Consider the following 19,628-nt stretch of genomic DNA (forward strand, 5'->3'; position numbering starts at 1 on the left):
GCCATGAAAATGACGACGGAAGAAGCATTTGTTAAGGTTTTGCAGATGCATGGGATAGAACATGCATTCGGGATCATCGGCTCCGCGATGATGCCGGTATCGGATTTGTTTCCGAAGGCGGGCATTACCTTCTGGGATTGCGCCCATGAGACGAATGCGGCGCTGATCTGCGACGGTTATACCCGCGTGACGGGCAAGATGGGTATGGCGATTGCTCAGAACGGGCCCGGCGTAACCGGCTTCGTGACTGCCATCAAGACTGCTTACTGGAACCACACGCCGATGCTGCTTGTCTCTCCACAGGCTGCCAACAAGACCATCGGTCAGGGCGGTTTTCAGGAAGTTGACCAGATGTCGCTGTTCGAAGAGATGGTCTGCTATCAGGAAGAAGTGCGCGATGCGACCCGCATTCCCGAAGTGCTGAACCGCGTGATCGAGAAGGCATGGCGCGGCTGTGCACCGGCACAGATCAACGTTCCCCGTGACTTCTGGACTCAGGTCATCGACGTCGACCTGCCACAGATCGTCCGGCTGGAACGCCCGAGCGGCGGACGCGATGCCATTGCCGAGGCTGCAAAGCTTCTCACCAATGCGAAATTCCCGGTCATCCTTAACGGGGCCGGTGTCGTTATCGGCGGTGCGATCCCTGAATCCATCGCGCTTGCCGAAAGGCTCGATGCGCCGGTCTGCTGCGGCTATCAGCATAATGATGCCTTTCCCGGTACCCATCCACTGTCCGCCGGTCCACTCGGCTACAATGGCTCCAAGGCCGCGATGGAGCTGATCTCCAGGGCCGATGTGGTCCTGGCGCTCGGTACCCGTCTCAATCCGTTCTCGACCCTGCCCGGCTATGGCATCGATTATTGGCCGAAGGATGCAAAGATCATTCAGGTCGACATCAATCCTGATCGTATCGGCCTCACCAAGAAGATATCGGTCGGCATTTGCGGCGATGCCAGGCAGGTTGCGCAGCAGATTCTCGACCAGATGGGAGCCAATGCGGGCAATGCCGGTCGCGACGAGCGCAAGCAGCTCATCCATCAGCGCAAATCCGCCTGGTTGCAGCAGCTTTCCTCGATGGATCATGAGGATGACGATCCGGGCACGCATTGGAATGCCGGTGCGCGCGAGCGCGAGAAGGACCGCATGTCGCCGCGGCAGGCATGGCGTGCCATACAGGCTGGAATGCCGAAGAACGCCATCATGTCCACCGACATCGGCAATAACTGCGCCATCGGGAACGCCTATCCAAGCTTCGAACACGGACGCAAATATCTGGCACCGGGCATGTTCGGCCCCTGCGGTTATGGCTTCCCGTCCATCGTCGGCGCCAAGATCGGCCAGCCTGACACGCCAGTGGTCGGCTTTGCAGGCGACGGCGCGTTCGGCATATCCATGAACGAGATGACCTCCATCGGTCGCAAGGGCTGGCCTGCGATCACCATGGTCATCTTCCGCAACTATCAGTGGGGTGCCGAAAAGCGCAACACGACACTGTGGTACGACAACAACTTCGTCGGCACCGAGCTCAATCCGAACCTGAGCTACGCCAAGGTGGCGGATGGCTGCGGCCTGAAAGGCGTGACCGTCGATAGCCAGCAGGCGCTGACCGAAGCCTTGCAGACGGCAATCGACGAGCAGGCCAAGGGGGTGACCACCTTCATCGAAGTCGTGCTCAATCAGGAACTGGGCGAACCATTCCGCCGTGATGCGATGAAGAAGCCCGTTGTCGTGGCCGGCATCGACAAGGCCGACATGTGCCAGCAAATGCCCGTCTGAACCAGTCCGTCAGTGATCAGGCCGGGAGCGCAACTCCCGGCCTTTTGAAGAGATTGCGCCATGCTGCCGTTGGAAAAGATTTTTGAGAAAGCCCGTTCGAGGCCACGTCACATCGTGCTGGCCGAGGGCGAAGATCCGCGTATCATCGATGCGGCGCTGCGTGCCGAACGTGAAGCCATTGCCCGCATTACGCTTCTGGGCTCCGAAAGCGTCATCAGCAGGCAGATTGACGGCTCAAAGATCGCGATCATAAATCCAGTAGTATCGGACAAAAGCGCGGATTATGCGCAAAAACTCTATCGGCTGCGTCAGGCCAAAGGCATGACGGAAGAGCAGGCTGAGGCAATCGTGAAGACGCCACTCGGCTTCGCCGCCATGATGGTACGCGAAGGCGATTCGGACGGGACGGTGGCTGGCGCAGTTGCAACGACTGCCGATGTGGTGCGTCATGCCCTGCAGATCATTGGTAAGGCCGAAGGCGCATCACTCGTCTCAAGCTTCTTCCTGATGCTGCTGTGCCAGTCTCATCATCAGAAGAAAGGCGCTTTCGTCTTTGCCGATTGCGGCCTCGTGGTGGAACCGGATTCCGCGCAACTTGCCGATATCGCCATACAGTCGGCCGATTCATATCGCCAGCTCACGGAAAAAGATGCGGCCGTTGCCATGTTGTCCTTCTCCACCGGCGGCAGTGCTGCGCATGAGCGCGTATCAAAGGTCGTTCAGGCAACCCGGACGGTGCGGGAGCGCAAGCCTGCTCTGTGCATCGATGGAGAATTACAGTTCGACACGGCATTCGTCGAGGCAATCAGCCATGCCAAATCGCCGGATTCACCGCTCAAGGGCAATGCCAACGTCTTTGTGTTCCCCAATCTCGAAGCCGCCAATATCGGCTACAAGATCGCCCAGCGTATTGGTGGGGCGCAGGCCATAGGCCCTGTGCTTCAGGGCCTCGCCAAACCCGCTAATGACCTCTCACGCGGGTGCAGCGCTGACGATGTCCTCCACATGATCGCTATAACCGTTAATCAGGCAAAGTGAAGGACATCGCGCCGCTATTCGCGAACCGCTAAGACTTCAGGAAGCGCGTAGCGATGCCGTTGAGAAACTGTGGCAGTACCGTGAAGGCATAGGGCGCGTAGACCCGCTCCAACCGCTGATGATACTCGCGGCCCCACGGGCCGATATTCACCACCGGATAGGAAAGTGCTTTCGGATTGGCGCGATCGATAAATTGAGCCGCTGGTGTGTTGGCCGCGATGACTTCACTATCCGTCGCGTCAGGAATATGACCGAAGAAGCTCATATCTGAAATACCGGCGAAGATTTCGCGATACCGGATCGTCGTTTCGAACTGGCGCTCCGCATCCAGGCGTGCGGTTTCCAGAGCTTCTGTAAAACGCTGTTCTTCGGCCGTTTCGACACCCATGCGAACGTGAGGATAGACGAGACTTCCGAAGCCGACAATGACCGTTGGGCCTGTAATGCGTGCCTCGGCAACCATGGCGTTGACGAGTTCCCGCGTGATAAGAAGCGGGTTATCGCTTCTTGAAATTTCAGCTTCCAGTGCCGCTATCCGTTCCAGTGCCGCATCACCACCAATACGCCGGACTTCGTCGCGCAACTCGGCCGTGGTCAGAATTCTGCCCTTGTGATTGGCATCTGCATCGCTGCCAACCAGCTTTGTAAAGCGCTCCGCCTCCACATTGAAGTGCGTGATTGCCCGATCCAGCGCCTCACCGACAATTGCCTTGAACCGCTGGAACAAAGCATCTGGCGAGACGGAATGGGTCAGCCAGTTGAAAGCAATCCACGTCCGTTCCGGCGTGGTCACTTCATAACCGCCGCGAAAATCCCGCGCTTCAAGGCAGATTGGAGGTGGCGAAACTTCGCCATCCGCCGTGTCGCAAAGGGCTGCATTGGCTTCCACCGCCCGCATGATTTCCGATGCAATGAGATGCGCGCTGACACCTTCAAACGGATAGCTCGCATGAGACGGCTGTCCGACCACAAAAGCAAAGGGAAGCTGCTTGCCGATTGTGCCCCGATAGATGGCTCGGCCTTCCGCACCGTCACCCTGATCGCTCGTTGCGTCAAGATTGATACCGGCAACGATATCGAGGCCCCAGCGTTCGGCAAGTTCCGGCAACGCATCGCGCAGGCTGCGCATTCCTCGCGAACCACGCTCTTCGTCAGGTGTCGCAAACAAAATCAGATTGCCTTCGCGATCTACCCGCTGCGAGAAATGTTCCAACGTTGCGATACCGGCTGCAACACCGCTTTTCATGTCGAGCATGCCCCGACCGGGAATGTAATTTCCGCTCTGGAAGTCGGCGAGCGCCTTTTCCTCGTTCGGTGCAAGCGGACGGCTGGTAAGATCGGCCAGAAGAGCTTCCAGCAAAGCATCCGGCTCGAAAGCAAGATGTTTCAGATCGCGATAATTTGCAGTTTCCACCACATCGAAGTGCCCCGCCAGAGCCAGGGTTCGTCGCCCGGCGCCGCGCACTACGGCGATAACATTCTTGGTCATCGGCGAGCCGTGACTGTCGATGACGGCAATATCGTCAGGGTTCTTTTGGAAATAGGGGATCTCGCGCAAAAGCTCAGCCAGCTTCAGCCCGAACGATGCCTCGTCAGGTGTTCCCGTTTCGCTCGGCCATCTCACCATGCGATAGGAGAGTTCTCGCACCCGTTCTGTCGGGTTCCATTCATTTGGGGATGCCACGGTTTTTCCTCGCTCAATAGTTCCCCGTCTCCGTGCCTTGGGGAAGGCACAGGCGGGTTTTCAAATCTGGTTTAAACGTCGACTTACTGGTTGAGATGCTTTCGCAGGAACGCTCTCGTTCTTTCATTTTCCGGATTGGTGAAGATCACGTCCGGCTTGCCTTCTTCGACCACGACGCCCTTGTCCATGAACAGAACCTTGTCTGAAACTTCGGCGGCAAAACGCATTTCGTGGGTCACGATCAGCATGGTCATGTGTTCCTGCGCGAGCTGTTTCATGACCTGATTGACTTCCTCGACCAGTTCCGGATCGAGCGCAGAAGTCGCCTCGTCGAACAGCATGACTTTCGGCTGCATCGCCAGTGCACGGGCAATAGCCACGCGCTGTTTCTGCCCGCCCGACAGACGCGACGGATACATTGACGCCTTATCGACAAGACCGACCTTCTTCAAAAGAGAAACGGCCAGCTCCTGCGCTTCCTGCTTGCTCTTGCCCTTCAACTTGATGGGTCCGAGTGTGATGTTTTCCATGACATTGAGATGCGGAAACAGATTGAAGTGCTGGAAAACCATGCCCATCTGCTGTCGCACGGCATTGATATGCCGCTCGAAAGAACGTCCGCTCAGCGACTGATTTACCTGCACGCCGTCCAGCAATATCTGGCCTGAGTTGACCGTTTCCAGATGGTTGATGGAGCGCAGCAAAGTACTTTTGCCGGAACCGGACGGCCCGATAATGGCGATAATCTGGCCGCGTTCAACAGACAGGTTGATGCCCTTGAGAACTTCGAGCGCGCCATAAGACTTGTGGACGTCGCGCACTTCCACCATGGGTTTGCTGTTGCTCATCGGTAAGCCTCGACTTTCTTTTCCATCCAGTGCAATCCGGCTTCCAGGATGAGATTGAGTACGTAGAAGATCACTGCGGCAGTGATGTAGAATTCAAACGGGCTGTAGGTTTCGCTGATCGCCTGCTGCGAAGCGTGAACCAACTCGGTAATACCGATTACCGACACGAGCGCCGTGTCCTTCAAAAGCGCAATCAGATTGTTGCCCACCTGTGGCAACGCATTGCGGACGGCCTGCGGCACGATGATGTAGCGCAGCGTCTGACCGCTGCCGAAACCCAGCGAACGGGCACCTTCATTCTGCCCCGGATCGACAGTCAGGATCGCGGTGCGGAAGATATCCGAATTATAGACCGCAAAATGCAGGCCAAGGCCGATGATGCCAGTCCATACGGCTGGAATGTTGATGCCGATCTGCGACAGGCCGTAATAGAGCAGGAACAGCTGCAGAAGCAGCGGCGTGCCCATGAACAGCCAGATGAAGAAACGGACAGGGTAACGCACCAGCCAGTTGCCATAGAGAACGAGCAAGGCAAAAGCGATACCGCCGAAGAAGCTGACGATGGATGAGGACACGGCGATGATGAGCGTCCACCAGATGCCGGTCATCAGAAGTTCAGTATAGGGCGGGACGATAGAGAAATCGAGTTGCATGGGATCACCGCCTATTTGAGTGCATAGCGGGCTTCGAGGAAATCGACGAAGCGTGCAACGATATAAATGAGGACCATGTAGATGGCCGCGGCGATGCCGAAGATTTCAAACGGACGATAGGTCGAGCCGATGAAACGTTGAGCCGTGTAAGTCAGTTCGACCACGGAAATCGCGGAAACGAGAGCAGACCCCTTGATCAGCATGACTGTATTGACACCGAGCGAACGGATCATGAGCCGCGCTGCCTGCGGCAACACCACAAAGCGCATCGACTGTCCGTTGCTGAAGCCAATGGAACGGGCGGCTTCGTTCTGCCCGGTATCGACCGTCAGAATGGCGCCTCGCATTGCTTCGGCGTAATATGCGCCGATATTAAGACCGAGACCGATGGCACCGGCTGCAAACGGCTCAAGATTGATGCCGATCTGTGGGCCGCCGAAATAGAGAACGAAAAGCTGCAGAAGGCATGGTGTGCCGCGAAAAACGCTGACATAGGCCGTACCGATAAAACGCAACGGCCAGAAACGCGATAGTTTTGCAGATGTGGCAAGCGCACCGACGCTCAACCCGATCAAAATGGCAAGCGCCGATATTTCGACGGTAACCAGGGCGGCCTCCAAAAAATATGGAAAGACCTCCACCATCAAAGAGAAGTTCATTATCTCCCCTTTCCTGTCTGGAAAACCAAGCCGGAAAGAAATGTTGCCGGGACAATTGCGTTAATAGTTGTCCCGGCTCGGGGTTTCATGCGGTTAGCGGATGTCGCGACCGATCCACTTGGTCGAGATTTTCTCGTAGGTGCCGTCCGCTTTCATGTCGTCGAGAGCCTTGTTGATCGCATCCTTAAGCTCAGGGTTACCCTTGCGCAGAGCGATGCCGACATTGTCGACGCCCTGAAGTTCAGGCGTATCGAGCTGACGAACCTTTTCGCCGCTTTCCTTGATGGCGATCAGGATCGGAATGTCATCCGATGCAATGGCGTCCACGCGACCTGAACGAAGCTCAAGCAGCAGTTCCGGGATGCCCTTATAGGTACGGACGGTCCAGCCGCCCTGCTCGCGCGCCCACTTGTCGCTGGTTTCGCCAAGCGTCACGGCAATGGTCTTGCCACGTTTCAGTTCGTCCATGGACTTCACCGGCGAGGCTTCCGTCACGAAAATTCCACGGCCACCGCGATAGTAAGGGCCTGCGAAATCGACAGCCTTTTCGCGTTCCGGCGTGATGCTCATGCTGCCGACGACCACATCGAACTTGCCTGCGCGCAGGCCTGCAATGATGCCGTCGAAAGCGGTGGTCACGACAACCGGCTTTACATCAAGGCGCTTGGCAATTTCGGTGCCGATATCGACGTCGAAACCGACCACCTGGTTCTGACCATCAACAAAACTGAATGGCGGGAAAACACCGCTCATGCCGATGCGCAATTCGCCGCTTTGCTTGACCTTTTCGAGGTCGTCCGCATGAGCAGGAGCGAGCATCATCAGCGCGCCGACGCCAGCGGCAATGAGCGAAGACAGAAGGGTTTTCATTTCATTTTCTCCTAAGTGATCGTGTCGCGATCATGGGCGATGCCTGTTCCGAGCGCCCGGCTGGACGCATCTTTCCAGATCGTCGACGCCCGACGGGCGACGGCAAATTTCTTGGGAAAACAGATTCGGAACAGGCAAGAACGATATGCTCTGGTTACCCAGGAGCGGGAGAAAGAAAAGCCCCATCGATCCACCTCCGAAATTCCCCTTGCCGGTTGCGTTGCTTGCTTATCCGACTTGTTTGTTTTCAAGCACGCTAACGGAGCAAAGGATCAACGAAAACGTCAATTCTGTATAGAAATGTCCAACAATCTGCGATAAACGCAATCAAACCGACGAAATCGTCAAATGGCGGTGTGGTGATGGATGATCTGGATCAACGATTAATATCTGAACTGCGCATCAATGCGCGTGCGTCCATTCCGACTCTCGCCAGCATTTTGGGTGTGGCGCGGGGCACGATCCAAAGCCGGATGGAACGCCTGATCGCATCAGGCGTCATTGCAGGCTTTACAGTCAGATTGAAGGATCATGGTGCCACCGACATGATCCGCGGCATCATGATGATCGAATTGACCGGGAGAAACATCAAAAGCGTGATAGCGACTTTACGCAAGAACCCCGGCTTTTCGGCGGTGAACACCACGAATGGTACGTGGGACCTGATCGCCGAGATCGAAGTCCCCAACATGAATGAATTTCACCGGCTGGTAACAGGTATCCGCGCCATGGACGGGATCGCGAAATCCGAGACACACATCTTTCTCGGACCCGCCTGAACCTTCGGCTGCCTATTCCGCCGCTTCAGCCACATAACCGAACTGCATGATGGCATCCGGCGCAGCAACACCCGGCAGAATACGACCGTCATCCACCGGCGCGCCCATCTGGGTGGTCATGGGAATGACGCCTGCCCAAATTGGCAGGGCATAATCGGCATCGTCATCCTTCGGCGGACCGGAACGAACCTTTGCTGACGCTTCATTCAGTTCCAGTTCCAGAAGCATGGTGGCCTTCAGCTCCTTTGCCATCATCGGCCGCAGGCCTTCCCAGCGCCCCGGAAAAAGGCCGTTTACGAAGCTGCGCAAGTGATGTTGCTTCACCGCGATGTCCGAAACTTTGCGCGCTGTCCCGAAAGCCATGACCGAACGGTAATTGCAGGAGTGATGAAACGCCGAGCGAGCGAGAACCAGCCCGTCGAGCAACGTAAAGCTTACGCACACTTCTGCTTCGTCGCAACTTTCCAGCATACGACTGGCGGATGATCCGTGCCAGTAAATGAAATCGCCTTCACGCCAGACCAGCGTAGGCGTGACATAGGGCGTTCCGTTGAACACATAGGCCACATGCGCCAGAGGCTGCGCATCGATGATTGCGTGAACCGTGGCTGCGTCATAGGCACCGCGCTCATGCAAGCGTTTTACACGGCTGCGTTCAGAAGGGGCTGTCGTCATGGGCGATTTTTCTCCTTTATATTCGGCCAAACTGCCGTCATAGTGGCTTTGAGAAAATAGCCACTTTAAGAGAATAATATAATGCCAATTTCGAATACACTTCCAGAATTCGGGATTGATCGCTCCAGCGATGTCTCGCTGACCGCCCAACTGGTTGATCAGATAAGACAAGCGGTTTTAGCCGGACGCCTGAAACCCGATTCAAGATTGCCGTCTACCCGCGCCTTATCTCTGGAACTTGGCCTGTCACGAACAACCGTTCTCGCGGCATTCGACCAGTTGATTGCCGAGGGCTATCTCGAAGGACGTCAAGGTTCCGGAACCCATGTCACCGCCGAACTTCCCGACACCAGCCTGACAGTCGACCATGCGCCCCTCGACGCGATAGTCCAGCCGCAGTTACATCACGAGGAAGCCAAACCTTTTCATCTTGGTGTATTTGATAGTGATCATTTCCCACACGACGAGTGGGGGAAGCTGCTCGGGCGCATCTGGCGCAACCCATCCCCTGAGCTGCTAAGCAGTGACGATGTGTTCGGCTTTCATCTTTTGCGATCTTCACTGGCCCGTCATTTGCACGAGTGGCGCGGGATGATTGTGTCACCAGAGCAGATTATCATTACCGGCGGCAGCGCAGACGCTCTTTCCCTCATTCGGGAGGCCCTGTTTGTACCGGGTGACAGACTGTGGATGGAGGAACCGGGCTATCCGCCCGCGCGCAAGATCCTTGGCGTCAATGGCCTCGACATCATTCCCGTCCCCATTGATGGCGGAGGCCTCGATGTTTCGACCGCGCGAGACAAGGCCAACAATGCGCGTGGAGCGTTTGTCACACCGGCACGGCACCACCCGACAGGCGTGACCATGCCATTAGGGCGCCGTCTGGAGCTGCTTGCCTGGGCAAGGGAACGCGACGCCATCATCATCGAGGACGATTATGACAGCGAGCACCGTTATGTCGGCCAGCCATTGCCATCCCTGATGTCGCTTGATCCAGATCGCATCCTTTATATCGGAAGTTTCTCCAAGGTCTTTTCGCCACTCCTGCGGCTCGGTTTTCTGATTGTACCGTCGCACATGACCACTCGATTCAGGGCGCTGCGACAAACCTTATTCCCAGCGCCATCGCCCTTGGCCCAACCGGCATTGGCCAGTTTTATCGAAACGGGAGCCTTTGCACAGCACATCAGGCGCATGCGGCGCATACATGCATCGCGGCGGCGTAAACTGATTGCAGCGCTCGCTCCCGGAGATCCGACGTTTTTTCGAATTGAAGCCCCTCCTGCCGGGCTTTCATTGCTGCTGGCTTTGCCAGACGGGAAAAGCGATACGCGCCTTGCCACTATTCTTGCAGATGCTGGTATCGAGGCTCATCCGCTATCAACGCTCTATACAAAACTGACGCCACGTCAGGGGCTTATCCTCGGATTCTCAGGATTTGATGAAACTGCATTGGAGAATTCGGCAACAGCGCTGATAAAAATTCTCGAACAATCGAATTAGAGAATGTGCATTAGCAATTTCGTAAACTTTGGATTCAGCATTTCCCGGTAAGCTTTGATTAGCAATTAGCTCGGAGGGAGCGTTGCAGCCCATTTGTTTTGCGTTACGGGTGCTCATGCGTTCTTCGGTTGTATCAGTCATTGCCCTTGCCTGCGCCGCTTTGACGGGCTGTACGTCAAGTTCGGGCATCGACAGCATTATGCTCCAGTCGAAGACATCGGCTGAGACCACAAGTTCGGTGGCTCGCCCGGTTCCGCCCGCCCCCTTGAGCGAAATGGCGAGCGCACTTCAGCCGATGCCAGCTGCTGAACAGGAAGAAGTTCTAGCTTGGGCCGGCCCCATTCCGGATGCGGGTCCGTTCAAGGCCGAGCCGCCTGCTCCCGTTACACCGCAACCGCAGTTGCAGGAACGCCCCCAGGCGCGCATCTCTGTTCCAAAGCCGGAAGTCGCAGCCTATCCGCCGGTGCGCCTCGCACCACAGGAACGATCGAAAGTCTACAGCCACCGCTTTCGTGATGCGAAACCAATCAATTTTGGACGCTCATCGCCGCGCAAGCTGGCAGTGCACGGTGTGGACGTCTCCCGCTGGCAGGGTGATATCGATTGGGTGAGACTGCGCACGCAAGGTGCAAACTTCGCCTATATCAAGGCGACCGACGGCGGCGACCACCTCGATCCCATGTTCCGCAAGAACTGGCGCGAAGCGAAAGCAGCGGGCATCAAACGCGGCGCATACCACTTTTTCTACTGGTGCCGCGTGGCAAGCCAGCAGGCCGATTGGTTCATCCGCAATGTTCCAAAGGAAGCCGATGCGCTTCCACCTGTCATCGACGTAGAATGGAACGGCGATTCCTCCTGCAAGCGTCGGCCTTCTCCGGCGCAGGTGCGGGAAAAGATGCAGGTCTTCATGGACAGGCTGGAGCAGCATTATGGCAAGCGGCCAATCATCTATACAGCTCCGGACTTCTATGACGATAACCTGAAAGGTGCCTTCACCAACTATCCATTCTGGCTGCGTGCCGTTGCCCAGCATCCGTCGAAGGTCTATCCGGGTCGCCCATGGACCTTCTGGCAGTATTCTGGGTCGGGTCTGTCGCAGGGTGTGAACGGTAAGATTGACCTGAACGTTTTCCACGGCTCAGAGGACGACTGGCACAGATGGCTGGCGCGTGCCGCCAGCTAAACAGCGAGAAACTGGCCAGAAGCCAGTTTGGATGTTATGAAGTTATATCAGGGATAACCGAAGCTTTGCCTCGAAACCCGGCATGCAATATCGCCATGCCGGGCCATTTGCTGCCCGCATGGTGTTACCATGAAAGGGAATGGCAAATATGGACATCCGGTTATTTGTGCTGGTGCTGGCTACCTTCGTTACCGGCACCGCCGAGAACATTATTGTCGGCATTCTTCCGGGCATCGCACCCGGTTTGAATGTCTCAGTCAGTGCCGCCGGGCAGCTGACATCAATCTTCTCGATTACCTTCGCTCTCACAGCACCACTGGCATTCGTTCTAACAACGCGCTTCGAACGGAAAGCCGTCCTCGTCTTCGCCTTGGGCGTTTTCATCGCAAGCAATATCATCGCGAGCATTAGCCCCAATTATGCTGTCCTGTTTATCGCGCGCATCGGCATGGCCTCCGCAAGTGCCGTCGTCTGCCTGATTGCCACCATGCTGGCGACAGAGCTGGTTAGTCCCGCAATGCGCGGACGCGCCATCGGGATCATATTCATGGGTATAAGCGGATCGATGGTGGCCGGTGTCCCCACGGGAATGATTGTCAACGATTGGCTGGGCTGGCGTGCGGTCTTCCTGTGCCTGGCACTGGCGGCAGCTTTGGTGCTGCTCCTGTCGTTGCTTTCCCTGCCTCGTGCAGGACGAAGCCTGCGTGGCTTGCCACCTTATATGCCGCACCTGAAATCCTTCCGGCTGGTATCAGCACAATTGGTTTCCATCCTGATGATCGGCGGTCATTTCGTCTTGTTCGCCTATCTGTCACCCTATCTTCTGGAGGCTGTCCACATCTCTTCACAGAAAGTCATCTGGGCGATGGTGGCGTTCGGCGTGGCCGGAATGACAGGCGGTTATCTCGGCGGACTGCTCGTCGACAAGCTTTCACCAAGGTTGGCTATCGAGCTGACGCCACTTCTCTATCTGACTGCGTTAGCAACGATACCGCTTGCAACAGGGTCCAGCACTATTTTCGGCGCGGTACTGATGATCTGGGCTTGTATAAGTTGGATGATATCTCCGGTCGTTCAGAGCTTTCTCATCACGACCGATCCCGCAACGGCAGATGCCGGTGTCGGGATCAATCTATCTGCCATGCACATAGGCGTAGCGCTTGGCACGGCCACGGGCGGACTTGCTTTACGGCACTGGAACTTGCAAGCCCTGCCGTGGATCGGATGCATTCTGGTCGCGCTTTCCTTACTGTGTGCCCTTAACGCTTCCCGATATTTTGCAGGTTGTAAGGCGTCGATTGATACATCTCGTTGATCCAGTTTCCAAACAGAAGATGTGCGTGGCTGCGCCAGCGGTTTTCCGGCTGGCGCGTCGCGTCATCTCCGGGGAAATAGTTGGCTGGAACCTTTGTTTCAGGCTGAGCCTGAATGTCGCGGAAATACTCATCGGCAAGCGACGTTGTGTCGTACTCCACGTGATTGAACATATGCAGCGCGCGATGACGTGGATCGTCCAGCAGGCAAAGGCCCGTTTCCGGACTATCGACCAAAACCTTCAGCTCACTCTCGGCTGGAATGTCGCTCTTGCGCACTTCGGTCCAACGTGAAACCGGGATTTTGAAATCATCCGAAAAGCCACGAAGGTAGGGAGACGACGGCGCAAGGTTGCGCTGGCTATAGACGCCTGACGCCTTGCCCGGCAGCTCGTACTTGCCCATGCCGTGGAAATGATGGACGGCAGCCTGTGCGGCCCAACATATATTCAGTGACCGGTGCACATGGGTCTGCGTCCAATCGAAGACACGCTGCATCTCATCCCAATAGGTGACTTCCTCGAACTCGAGGCGTTCGACCGGAGCACCGGTGATGACAAAACCGTCAAAGCGTTGGTCCCGCACCTCTTCCCACGGCTGGTAGAACGACAACATGTGATCGGCAGGCGTATGGCGCGCCACATGGTTGGTGATACGAACAAGAGTTAGCTCGACCTGCAGCGGTGTCGCGCCAAGCAGACGCGCAATTTGCGTCTCTGTCGTGACCTTGTTCGGCATCAGATTGAGAAGGCCGATCTTCAGCGGACGAATATCCTGACGAATGGCATCTGCTTCGCGCATGACCATGACGCCCTCGGCCTGGAGAACACTGGTTGCTGGCAGATCGTCAGGAATTTTAATCGGCATGTCGCGTCGGTCCCTAGTTTATGTTGGGGGAGGACGCGAGTGGCTTTATCCGTATATTTGCCGGTTTGGCCACATCCTCTCTTTACAGAGAGTACCACCTTGCCCGGAGAGGCAGGTTGGCGTTGGGCGTCTCCCCAACTCTTGATGTGATGTCACTTCTACTCAAACTCTTTCGGGGTGGCAATAGGGTTTAAGTGTCGCCTTAAAGTGTATGAGAAATTTCCATTTCTTTTGCCGATCAGTTTATGAATGTTGCACTCAGCGACTTACAAAATTTGGAATGAACGTCCTTCAAATTTTTTCTAAGGCGGCTTTCAACGCGCTTACACGCTGAGCTGATGTCCGAAATGATTGTTCTGCGGCAAAACCGAAAGCGATAGCACGAGAATCCTTCTCTTCGACCGGGACACGGCATGAAGCATGAATCTCTGTCGCGCCCGTTGCCTCCACGATCCGTCTCGCATTCTCCGCGTTGACGCCGCTGCCGGGCATGATGCGGATTCGGCCACCAGCCAACTCAGCCAGCACCCGCAGATTATCCAACCCCTTTTCCGCAGTTTGTGACAGACCAGACGTCAGAATGCGCTCGAAGTCGAGTGCAATTGCTTGCTGTACGGCAATCTCCATATTCGGAACGAGATCGAATGCGCGATGAAGCGTCGTTCCAAGGCCTTTTGCTTCTGCAACCAGTCTTTCCAACATGGCGACATCAAGAGAACCGTCGCTCAGCGAAGCTCCAATGACAACACCGGCCAAACCGGCATTTCTGGCATTACGAATATCCGACACCATGATGGCTTCATCTTCTGTCGAAAAGCAGAAATTGCCCGCGCGCGGTCTGATCATTGCGTAAACCGGGATTGGCGCTTTCGAGGCAAGCTCCATCAATCCCAGCGAAGGCGTCAAACCACCAAGCTCAAGCGCAGAACAGAGCTCGATACGATCCACACCACCTTCTATTGCCGACCGCAACCCTTCGGCGCTATCTACGCAGACTTCAAGTAACACGCTCACGTCTGATGCCCCAATATTGCGGCCCCAACCAAACCGCCATCACTGCCGAATACACCCGGAACGACCAATGGCTGGTTCATTTTCCGCAAAATTCTGGCCCTGACGGCCGTATCAAGTGCGGAGATCAATTCGGAAGCAGTAGCAAGTCCACCACCAACCGGAATAATCGACGTGCCTGTTATGTTGACGACGGCTGCAAGCGGATCGGCAACCAGCTGGAGATAAGCGGTAATCGTCCGTCTCGCCTCCGGTCTGTCTTCCAGCCATTCCTGCAGGACCGCATGGCTACTCGCATCTATACCGTTCAAAAACTGGTGCAGTTTTTCGATCCCGCGCGCGCCGCCAATCGTATCGACGCAACCGCTCTGACCGCAGCCACAATCGAAGCGAGGAACCGACACTGTTTGTCCGTCTATTTCTACACATGTGTTGAGGATCGGGCCATGCCCCCATTCGCCAGTCAAACCGGCTTTACCGCGAACCAATCGACCGTCGATAACAAGTCCGCCGCCAACACCTGTGCCCAGCACTGCGCAAAAAACTATGTCGTGCCCCTTACCAGCCCCTTCGATAGCTTCTGCAAGGGCCAGACAATCAGCATCATTGGCGGCGATTACCTGTCGCTCCAATCGCTCGCCGAGTTCAAGACTTAATCTGTGATCGGTGATGCAAGGAATGTTCGCCGAGAAAGCGGAACTTGTTACTGGATCAACCAATCCAGCGATGGAAAGTGCAAGTGGCCCCGCCTCATCCGATGCGTGGGTTCGAAGCGCAGTTTCCAATGCGCTCCCGAACCCATCCCAACTTTTTGCAGGGGTCGGCAACTTTTCAAGAAGTTCGATGTGTCCCGGACGTGCCGAGCGGGCCAGCCGAATGAAGGACCCGCCAACATCCGCGGCAAAAACAGTACCTGCCTGCCGAGACTGACGCATCCTTCTGTCGTGCATGATCGATCTTCCGCCGATACGTTTCGATGGTCCAACCAATCATCGCAAATGTATCGGCAGTCAATCACAAGACGCAATTATCCTACGGTTTTGGCTCCACGAGCGAGATGTTCACACCTTGCGGATCCTTGCATTGAACAACCCATTCGCCGTTCGGCACTTCCATCGGCTCTTGCAAAACCGCTCCGCCGAGAGACTTGACCCGGCTGGCAGCATTCTTCACGCCATCGACCATGAAGTAGAAACCCCAGCCAACCGGAGTGCCGGGAGGTGCGGTCATGATACCGCCGTGATCGGCGCCATCGACACTGAACACCTTGTAATTGCCCATAGGCCCCATGTCGAAATTGCGTGAGAGCTTCCAGCCGAAAACTTTCTCATAGAACGAAAATACCGTCTCGCAGTTTTGAGCATACAGTTCATGCCAACCCGGATGCCCCGGTTTGCGCGAACCGAAGTCAGCCGGTGGCGGCATGTCGTCTTTCGGTTCAAAAAGTGCAAAGATACCACCTTGCGGGTCCGAAACGATCGCAAACCGTCCAATGTCCGGGATATCCTGCGCTGCTCTGAGCACCTTGCCACCTTCAGCTTCAACCTTTTTGGCATATTCGTCTGCATTTGCGACACCGACATAACCGATCCAGCCGGGTTCGCCTCCGCAATCTTCCTTTGACATATCCGCCATCGACATCATGCCTGCAATCATGCATCCGGGCACTTCGAACAATGTATATTTCATGCCGGGAACCCCGGCATCTTTCGCTGTCCAGCCGACAACTTTTGTATAAAAATCCTGTGCGTTGTCAGCATCTGTTGTCATAAGTTCATACCAGACGAACGGAGAAGAGCCGTTTTTCATTGAAAGTACTCCCTTGGATTTATTTCACGGTTGAATGATCAGCCGCAGCAGCTGTGCTTGGAAGCCTGTGCTTCATACTCATCATGCCGTTTGACGAAATGCATCGTGCCATTTTCATTCCGACCCTTGGGGGCTCGGTCGAGGATCATCAAAGTGCCTATCCACTCCTCGATGCCTCGGGCATAACTGGAATAGGTGTGATAGATGGCACCGCTGTCGTCCTTGTAGAAAGCGCTCATGCCGGGCAGCTCATCAAAAGCATCTTCAGCAGCCAGCTTGTCGAAATTGTAGAAAACGCGGTTATTCTCGAGCTCATCCTTCGTAAAGGAGACGTGGTAATCGAAATTAAAATCACTGCCTTCTGACGAAATCCATGGAAAATGCCAACCCATCCGCCTTTGGTAAGCTTGCAGCTTTGCCAGCGGTCCGCGCGAAACGGCAATTAGCGTGACGTCGTGATTGTTGAGATGTGTCACGGCGCCATCAAGATTGTCAGCAAGGAACGAACATCCTGTGCAACCTTGATCCCAGTCGGGTCCGAACATGAAATGGTAGACCAGCAACTGGCTACGCCCGTCGAACAGTTCGGAAAGCGACTTCCGACCCGAAGGCGTATCGAATGCATAATCCTTATCAACCTTCACCCATGGCAGTGCCTGCCGCTCACGATTGACCTTGTCGCGCAGATGAGTGGCTTCTTTTTCACTTGCCAGAAGCGCACGGCGCGCCTCAAGCCAAACTTCTCGGGATACAACCTCATTCATGGTGCAAGCCCTCCTCCGGCTTTTGCTCCCTGTCTATGCCCAGATATCAATGTTCCCGCTTGACGATTTACATTGATATCAATATTAATAAATCATGTCAAATAGCCTCGATGTACCTTTTGAAACAACACTTCTGGTTCGTGATACCTGCCTTTGCTTGCATGTTCAGCGCGCCGCACGTGCGCTCGCCCGCCGCTTTGACGACGCTCTGCGTCCAGTTGGGCTGACCAACGGTCAATTCTCGCTGATGATGTCGCTCAATCGCCCATCACCGCCGCCAATGAAGCCGGTGGCAGAACTGTTGGCCATGGATCAGACGACTTTGACCGCAGCGTTGAAGCCATTGCAACGGCAAGGTTGGGTGGAGATCGTTATCAACCCGAAGGACAGGCGCGAGCGTTTATTGCAACTCACGCCTGAGGGAAAAGCAGCTCTTGCTGCAGCGGTGCCGATATGGAAGGCTACACATGCGGATATCGAGAAGCAGCTCATAAGCGGCAACGGTGATGACGTCCGCCGCGACTTGCTGGTTCTGTCGTCAGTTTAATGGCTGAAGGGGTGCTTTTCGCGCCCCTGCCCAACAACTTATTTGTTTTTCTTCTTTGGCTTGAATTCCTTGTTGTAAACCTCTTCCGCCATACGCCGGAGCGAACGCCCGATAGCGGCATATTCATACTCATTGAGGTTCGCCAGCGAGATACGCCCTGCAGGCTGCAAAGTACCGAAGCCAGTGCCCGGAAGCAAAACAATGCCGGTTTCATCTGCGATACGGAAAAGCAATTCTGTTGGAGAGATATTCTTCTTCACCCAGGCCGCGAAATCATCGCCATAGAGGCGGCGAACGATATCTTCCAGATCGAGCAGCGTATAATAATCGACTTCATTCTCGTCGGACTGTGGTTCCAGCCCAAGCTCGCGGTAAAGCGCCGCTTCACGGTGACGGATCAACTTCTTGAGTTCGGCCTTGTAGGAATCCTTTTCGTCCATCAGACCGAAAAGCGAGAACAGAACCATCTGCACTTGCTGCGGCGTTGATAGCCCTGCCGTGTGGTTAAGCGCGACAGTGCGGCTGTCGGCAACAAGCCTGTCAATAAACTTCAGTTTTGAGACATCCGGCGTTAGTGAGGAATAGCGCTCATTCATTTCCTTCTTCGCCGAAGACGGGAGGTTCTTGAGCTTTTCATCCAGAAGATTGTCCTTCTGCATGGCGACAACACCAAGACGCCAGCCGGTTGCTCCGAAGTACTTGGAAAAAGAATAGACGAGCATTGTATTGTAAGGGCAGATCGCAAAGAGCGACTTAAAGTCATCTGCAAAAGTGCCGTAGACGTCATCCGTCAAGATCATGAGATCGGGACGCTTTTCCTTGACGATCCGCGCGATTTGCTCAAGGCCGCGTTGATCCATCTTGACCGACGGCGGGTTGCTCGGATTGATCAGGAAGAAGACCTTGACCGACTTGTCGAGCAGCTTGTTCAGCTCCGCTTCGGGATATTGCCAGCCCTGATGCGGGTCGGCATTGATGTGCACTTCTTTCAACCGATAATTGTTCAGTTCCGGTATTTCGATGTAGGGCGTGAAAGCTGGCATACCGATGGCGACTGTATCGCCTTCATCAAGTATCTTGTTCTGTTTCAGCGTGTCGAAAATATAGGTCATGGCAGCAGTTCCGCCTTCGACCGCGAATATATCGAGTTTATCGGAACTCATGTAACCGCCGATCATCTCGCGCACGAGATAATGCTTCACGATCTCTTCGCTGATCTTCAGCATGCGCGGCGGAACCGGATAGTTACACCCAAGAATGCCTTCCACCATTTCATGCAGATATTCTGATGGGGAAAGGCCCAGCTGATCACGCACATAAGACAGTGCACGCCCGAGAAACTTCACCCCGGGTTGGTCGCCATTCTCAGAGAGAAATCTCTGGAAACGCCCTTCAATTCCCTCGACTTTCGGCAAACCGCCCACGCTTGTCGACATATAGGAATAGGAAAGTTCGGCTTCTGCGACTGCAAATAGCCCTAGTCGCAGAAAGGCACGACGCGGTAGGGTAGCCAGAAAATTCGGATTGCCGCGCCCGGCGTTCAGCATGGTCAGATCAGCTTTGCTTGAAGCCAGCTGGATCAGTGCATCCTTGAGTTCGAACGGGCTTAGCTTTGCATATTTGCTATAATCAGTCTTCGCCATGAT

The 19,628-nt window shown here is 55.3% G+C and carries 19 protein-coding genes and 1 riboswitch; of the genes, 7 read left to right on the plus strand and 12 right to left on the minus strand.

The annotated features are described in order from the left end of the window. Positions 1-3 precede the first annotated feature (3 nt). Positions 4-1,779, plus strand: coding sequence for a sulfoacetaldehyde acetyltransferase (gene xsc / locus AAE521_RS10445; protein ID WP_342060206.1), 1,776 nt, complete (start codon positions 4-6; stop codon positions 1,777-1,779). A 60-nt stretch (positions 1,780-1,839) separates the two neighbouring features. Further along, positions 1,840-2,817 (plus strand): phosphate acetyltransferase, encoded by a 978-nt coding sequence (pta, locus tag AAE521_RS10450; protein ID WP_342061276.1) that lies wholly within the window; start codon positions 1,840-1,842, stop codon positions 2,815-2,817. Positions 2,818-2,845: 28 nt separating this feature from the next. Here the strand turns inward: pta and AAE521_RS10455 are convergent, their stop codons facing one another. From AAE521_RS10455 to AAE521_RS10475, 5 genes are all read right to left on the minus strand, one after another. Further along, the gene (locus AAE521_RS10455) at positions 2,846-4,444 is read right to left on the minus strand and encodes a M20/M25/M40 family metallo-hydrolase (RefSeq protein WP_084094012.1); all 1,599 of its coding nucleotides are present in this window, start codon (positions 4,442-4,444) and stop codon (positions 2,846-2,848) included. A gap of 140 nt (positions 4,445-4,584) precedes the next feature. Then, complete coding sequence (locus AAE521_RS10460; RefSeq protein ID WP_071630793.1) at positions 4,585-5,349, minus strand: amino acid ABC transporter ATP-binding protein; 765 nt, start codon at positions 5,347-5,349, stop codon at positions 4,585-4,587. Next, positions 5,346-6,002 (minus strand): amino acid ABC transporter permease, encoded by a 657-nt coding sequence (locus AAE521_RS10465; RefSeq protein WP_010658696.1) that lies wholly within the window; start codon positions 6,000-6,002, stop codon positions 5,346-5,348. The genes AAE521_RS10460 and AAE521_RS10465 overlap by 4 nt, the downstream gene beginning before the upstream one ends. An 11-nt stretch (positions 6,003-6,013) precedes the next feature. Next, positions 6,014-6,661 (minus strand): amino acid ABC transporter permease, encoded by a 648-nt coding sequence (locus AAE521_RS10470; protein ID WP_012092914.1) that lies wholly within the window; start codon positions 6,659-6,661, stop codon positions 6,014-6,016. A 93-nt stretch (positions 6,662-6,754) separates the two neighbouring features. Then, a complete protein-coding gene (locus AAE521_RS10475) occupies positions 6,755-7,531 on the minus strand; it encodes an ABC transporter substrate-binding protein (RefSeq protein WP_071630794.1) in 777 nt (258 codons plus the stop codon). Between the two features lie 362 nt (positions 7,532-7,893). On the opposite strand from AAE521_RS10475, the gene AAE521_RS10480 reads away from it, so the two are divergent. Next, entirely contained in the window at positions 7,894-8,310 is a 417-nt protein-coding gene (locus tag AAE521_RS10480) for an Lrp/AsnC family transcriptional regulator (RefSeq protein WP_010658693.1), read from the plus strand. Positions 8,311-8,322: 12 nt separating this feature from the next. On the opposite strand, the gene AAE521_RS10485 is transcribed toward AAE521_RS10480, so the two are convergent. Next, on the minus strand, positions 8,323-8,985 hold the full coding sequence (locus AAE521_RS10485) for a pyridoxamine 5'-phosphate oxidase family protein (protein WP_342061277.1): 663 nt from the start codon (positions 8,983-8,985) through the stop codon (positions 8,323-8,325). 81 nt (positions 8,986-9,066) lie between these two features. Here AAE521_RS10485 and pdxR point away from each other — a divergent pair, with 81 nt between their 5' ends. The 3 genes from pdxR to AAE521_RS10500 all read left to right on the plus strand — a co-directional run bounded on the left by pdxR (position 9,067) and on the right by AAE521_RS10500 (position 12,986). Next, entirely contained in the window at positions 9,067-10,488 is a 1,422-nt protein-coding gene (pdxR, locus tag AAE521_RS10490) for a MocR-like pyridoxine biosynthesis transcription factor PdxR (RefSeq protein ID WP_342061278.1), read from the plus strand. Positions 10,489-10,603: 115 nt separating this feature from the next. Then, entirely contained in the window at positions 10,604-11,671 is a 1,068-nt protein-coding gene (locus tag AAE521_RS10495; RefSeq protein ID WP_342061279.1) for a glycoside hydrolase family 25 protein, read from the plus strand. Between the two features lie 148 nt (positions 11,672-11,819). After that, the gene (locus AAE521_RS10500; protein ID WP_342061280.1) at positions 11,820-12,986 is read left to right on the plus strand and encodes an MFS transporter; all 1,167 of its coding nucleotides are present in this window, start codon (positions 11,820-11,822) and stop codon (positions 12,984-12,986) included. On the opposite strand, the gene metA is transcribed toward AAE521_RS10500, so the two are convergent. From metA to AAE521_RS10525, 5 genes are all read right to left on the minus strand, one after another. After that, a complete protein-coding gene (metA, locus tag AAE521_RS10505) occupies positions 12,931-13,851 on the minus strand; it encodes a homoserine O-acetyltransferase MetA (RefSeq protein WP_071630797.1) in 921 nt (306 codons plus the stop codon). The two genes, AAE521_RS10500 and metA, sit on opposite strands and share 56 nt — an antisense overlap. 43 nt (positions 13,852-13,894) lie before the next feature. Further along, a riboswitch (SAM-I-IV-variant riboswitch) is annotated at positions 13,895-14,004 on the minus strand. Positions 14,005-14,142: 138 nt separating this feature from the next. Then, positions 14,143-14,865, minus strand: a complete 723-nt coding sequence (locus AAE521_RS10510) for a copper homeostasis protein CutC (protein WP_071630798.1) — start codon at positions 14,863-14,865, stop codon at positions 14,143-14,145. After that, positions 14,862-15,812 carry an ROK family protein gene (locus AAE521_RS10515; RefSeq protein ID WP_342061281.1) on the minus strand — a complete coding sequence of 317 codons (951 nt, stop codon included), beginning with the start codon at positions 15,810-15,812 and terminating at the stop codon, positions 14,862-14,864. Before AAE521_RS10515 ends, AAE521_RS10510 begins: the two co-directional genes overlap by 4 nt. An 82-nt stretch (positions 15,813-15,894) precedes the next feature. Next, the gene (locus tag AAE521_RS10520) at positions 15,895-16,671 is read right to left on the minus strand and encodes a VOC family protein (protein WP_071630800.1); all 777 of its coding nucleotides are present in this window, start codon (positions 16,669-16,671) and stop codon (positions 15,895-15,897) included. Positions 16,672-16,709: 38 nt separating this feature from the next. Then, positions 16,710-17,435, minus strand: a complete 726-nt coding sequence (locus tag AAE521_RS10525; RefSeq protein WP_071630801.1) for a DUF899 domain-containing protein — start codon at positions 17,433-17,435, stop codon at positions 16,710-16,712. 94 nt (positions 17,436-17,529) lie between these two features. Here AAE521_RS10525 and AAE521_RS10530 point away from each other — a divergent pair, with 94 nt between their 5' ends. Further along, entirely contained in the window at positions 17,530-17,982 is a 453-nt protein-coding gene (locus AAE521_RS10530; protein WP_071630802.1) for a MarR family winged helix-turn-helix transcriptional regulator, read from the plus strand. A gap of 38 nt (positions 17,983-18,020) precedes the next feature. Here AAE521_RS10530 and AAE521_RS10535 read toward each other — a convergent pair whose 3' ends face one another. After that, positions 18,021-19,625, minus strand: a complete 1,605-nt coding sequence (locus tag AAE521_RS10535) for a bifunctional aspartate transaminase/aspartate 4-decarboxylase (RefSeq protein WP_342061282.1) — start codon at positions 19,623-19,625, stop codon at positions 18,021-18,023. Positions 19,626-19,628 lie beyond the last annotated feature (3 nt).

Source organism: Brucella cytisi, assembly GCF_038433355.1.
Taxonomy (GTDB): domain Bacteria; phylum Pseudomonadota; class Alphaproteobacteria; order Rhizobiales; family Rhizobiaceae; genus Brucella; species Brucella cytisi.

Bases quoted from the DNA above. Each gene is read 5' to 3' on its own strand.
- AAE521_RS10520 (WP_071630800.1), bottom strand. From the start codon at position 16,671: ATGAAAAACGGCTCTTCTCCGTTCGTCTGGTATGAACTTATGACAACA.
- AAE521_RS10475 (WP_071630794.1), bottom strand. From the start codon at position 7,531: ATGAAAACCCTTCTGTCTTCGCTCATTGCCGCTGGCGTCGGCGCGCTG.
- xsc (WP_342060206.1), top strand. From the start codon at position 4: ATGAAAATGACGACGGAAGAAGCATTTGTTAAGGTTTTGCAGATGCAT.
- AAE521_RS10485 (WP_342061277.1), bottom strand. From the start codon at position 8,985: ATGACGACAGCCCCTTCTGAACGCAGCCGTGTAAAACGCTTGCATGAG.
- AAE521_RS10465 (WP_010658696.1), bottom strand. From the start codon at position 6,002: ATGCAACTCGATTTCTCTATCGTCCCGCCCTATACTGAACTTCTGATG.
- pta (WP_342061276.1), top strand. From the start codon at position 1,840: ATGCTGCCGTTGGAAAAGATTTTTGAGAAAGCCCGTTCGAGGCCACGT.
- AAE521_RS10480 (WP_010658693.1), top strand. From the start codon at position 7,894: ATGGATGATCTGGATCAACGATTAATATCTGAACTGCGCATCAATGCG.
- AAE521_RS10455 (WP_084094012.1), bottom strand. From the start codon at position 4,444: ATGGTGAGATGGCCGAGCGAAACGGGAACACCTGACGAGGCATCGTTC.
- AAE521_RS10530 (WP_071630802.1), top strand. From the start codon at position 17,530: ATGTCAAATAGCCTCGATGTACCTTTTGAAACAACACTTCTGGTTCGT.
- metA (WP_071630797.1), bottom strand. From the start codon at position 13,851: ATGCCGATTAAAATTCCTGACGATCTGCCAGCAACCAGTGTTCTCCAG.
- AAE521_RS10495 (WP_342061279.1), top strand. From the start codon at position 10,604: ATGCGTTCTTCGGTTGTATCAGTCATTGCCCTTGCCTGCGCCGCTTTG.
- AAE521_RS10535 (WP_342061282.1), bottom strand. From the start codon at position 19,625: ATGGCGAAGACTGATTATAGCAAATATGCAAAGCTAAGCCCGTTCGAA.
- AAE521_RS10515 (WP_342061281.1), bottom strand. From the start codon at position 15,812: ATGCACGACAGAAGGATGCGTCAGTCTCGGCAGGCAGGTACTGTTTTT.
- AAE521_RS10470 (WP_012092914.1), bottom strand. From the start codon at position 6,661: ATGAACTTCTCTTTGATGGTGGAGGTCTTTCCATATTTTTTGGAGGCC.
- AAE521_RS10525 (WP_071630801.1), bottom strand. From the start codon at position 17,435: ATGAATGAGGTTGTATCCCGAGAAGTTTGGCTTGAGGCGCGCCGTGCG.
- AAE521_RS10460 (WP_071630793.1), bottom strand. From the start codon at position 5,349: ATGAGCAACAGCAAACCCATGGTGGAAGTGCGCGACGTCCACAAGTCT.
- pdxR (WP_342061278.1), top strand. From the start codon at position 9,067: ATGCCAATTTCGAATACACTTCCAGAATTCGGGATTGATCGCTCCAGC.
- AAE521_RS10500 (WP_342061280.1), top strand. From the start codon at position 11,820: ATGGACATCCGGTTATTTGTGCTGGTGCTGGCTACCTTCGTTACCGGC.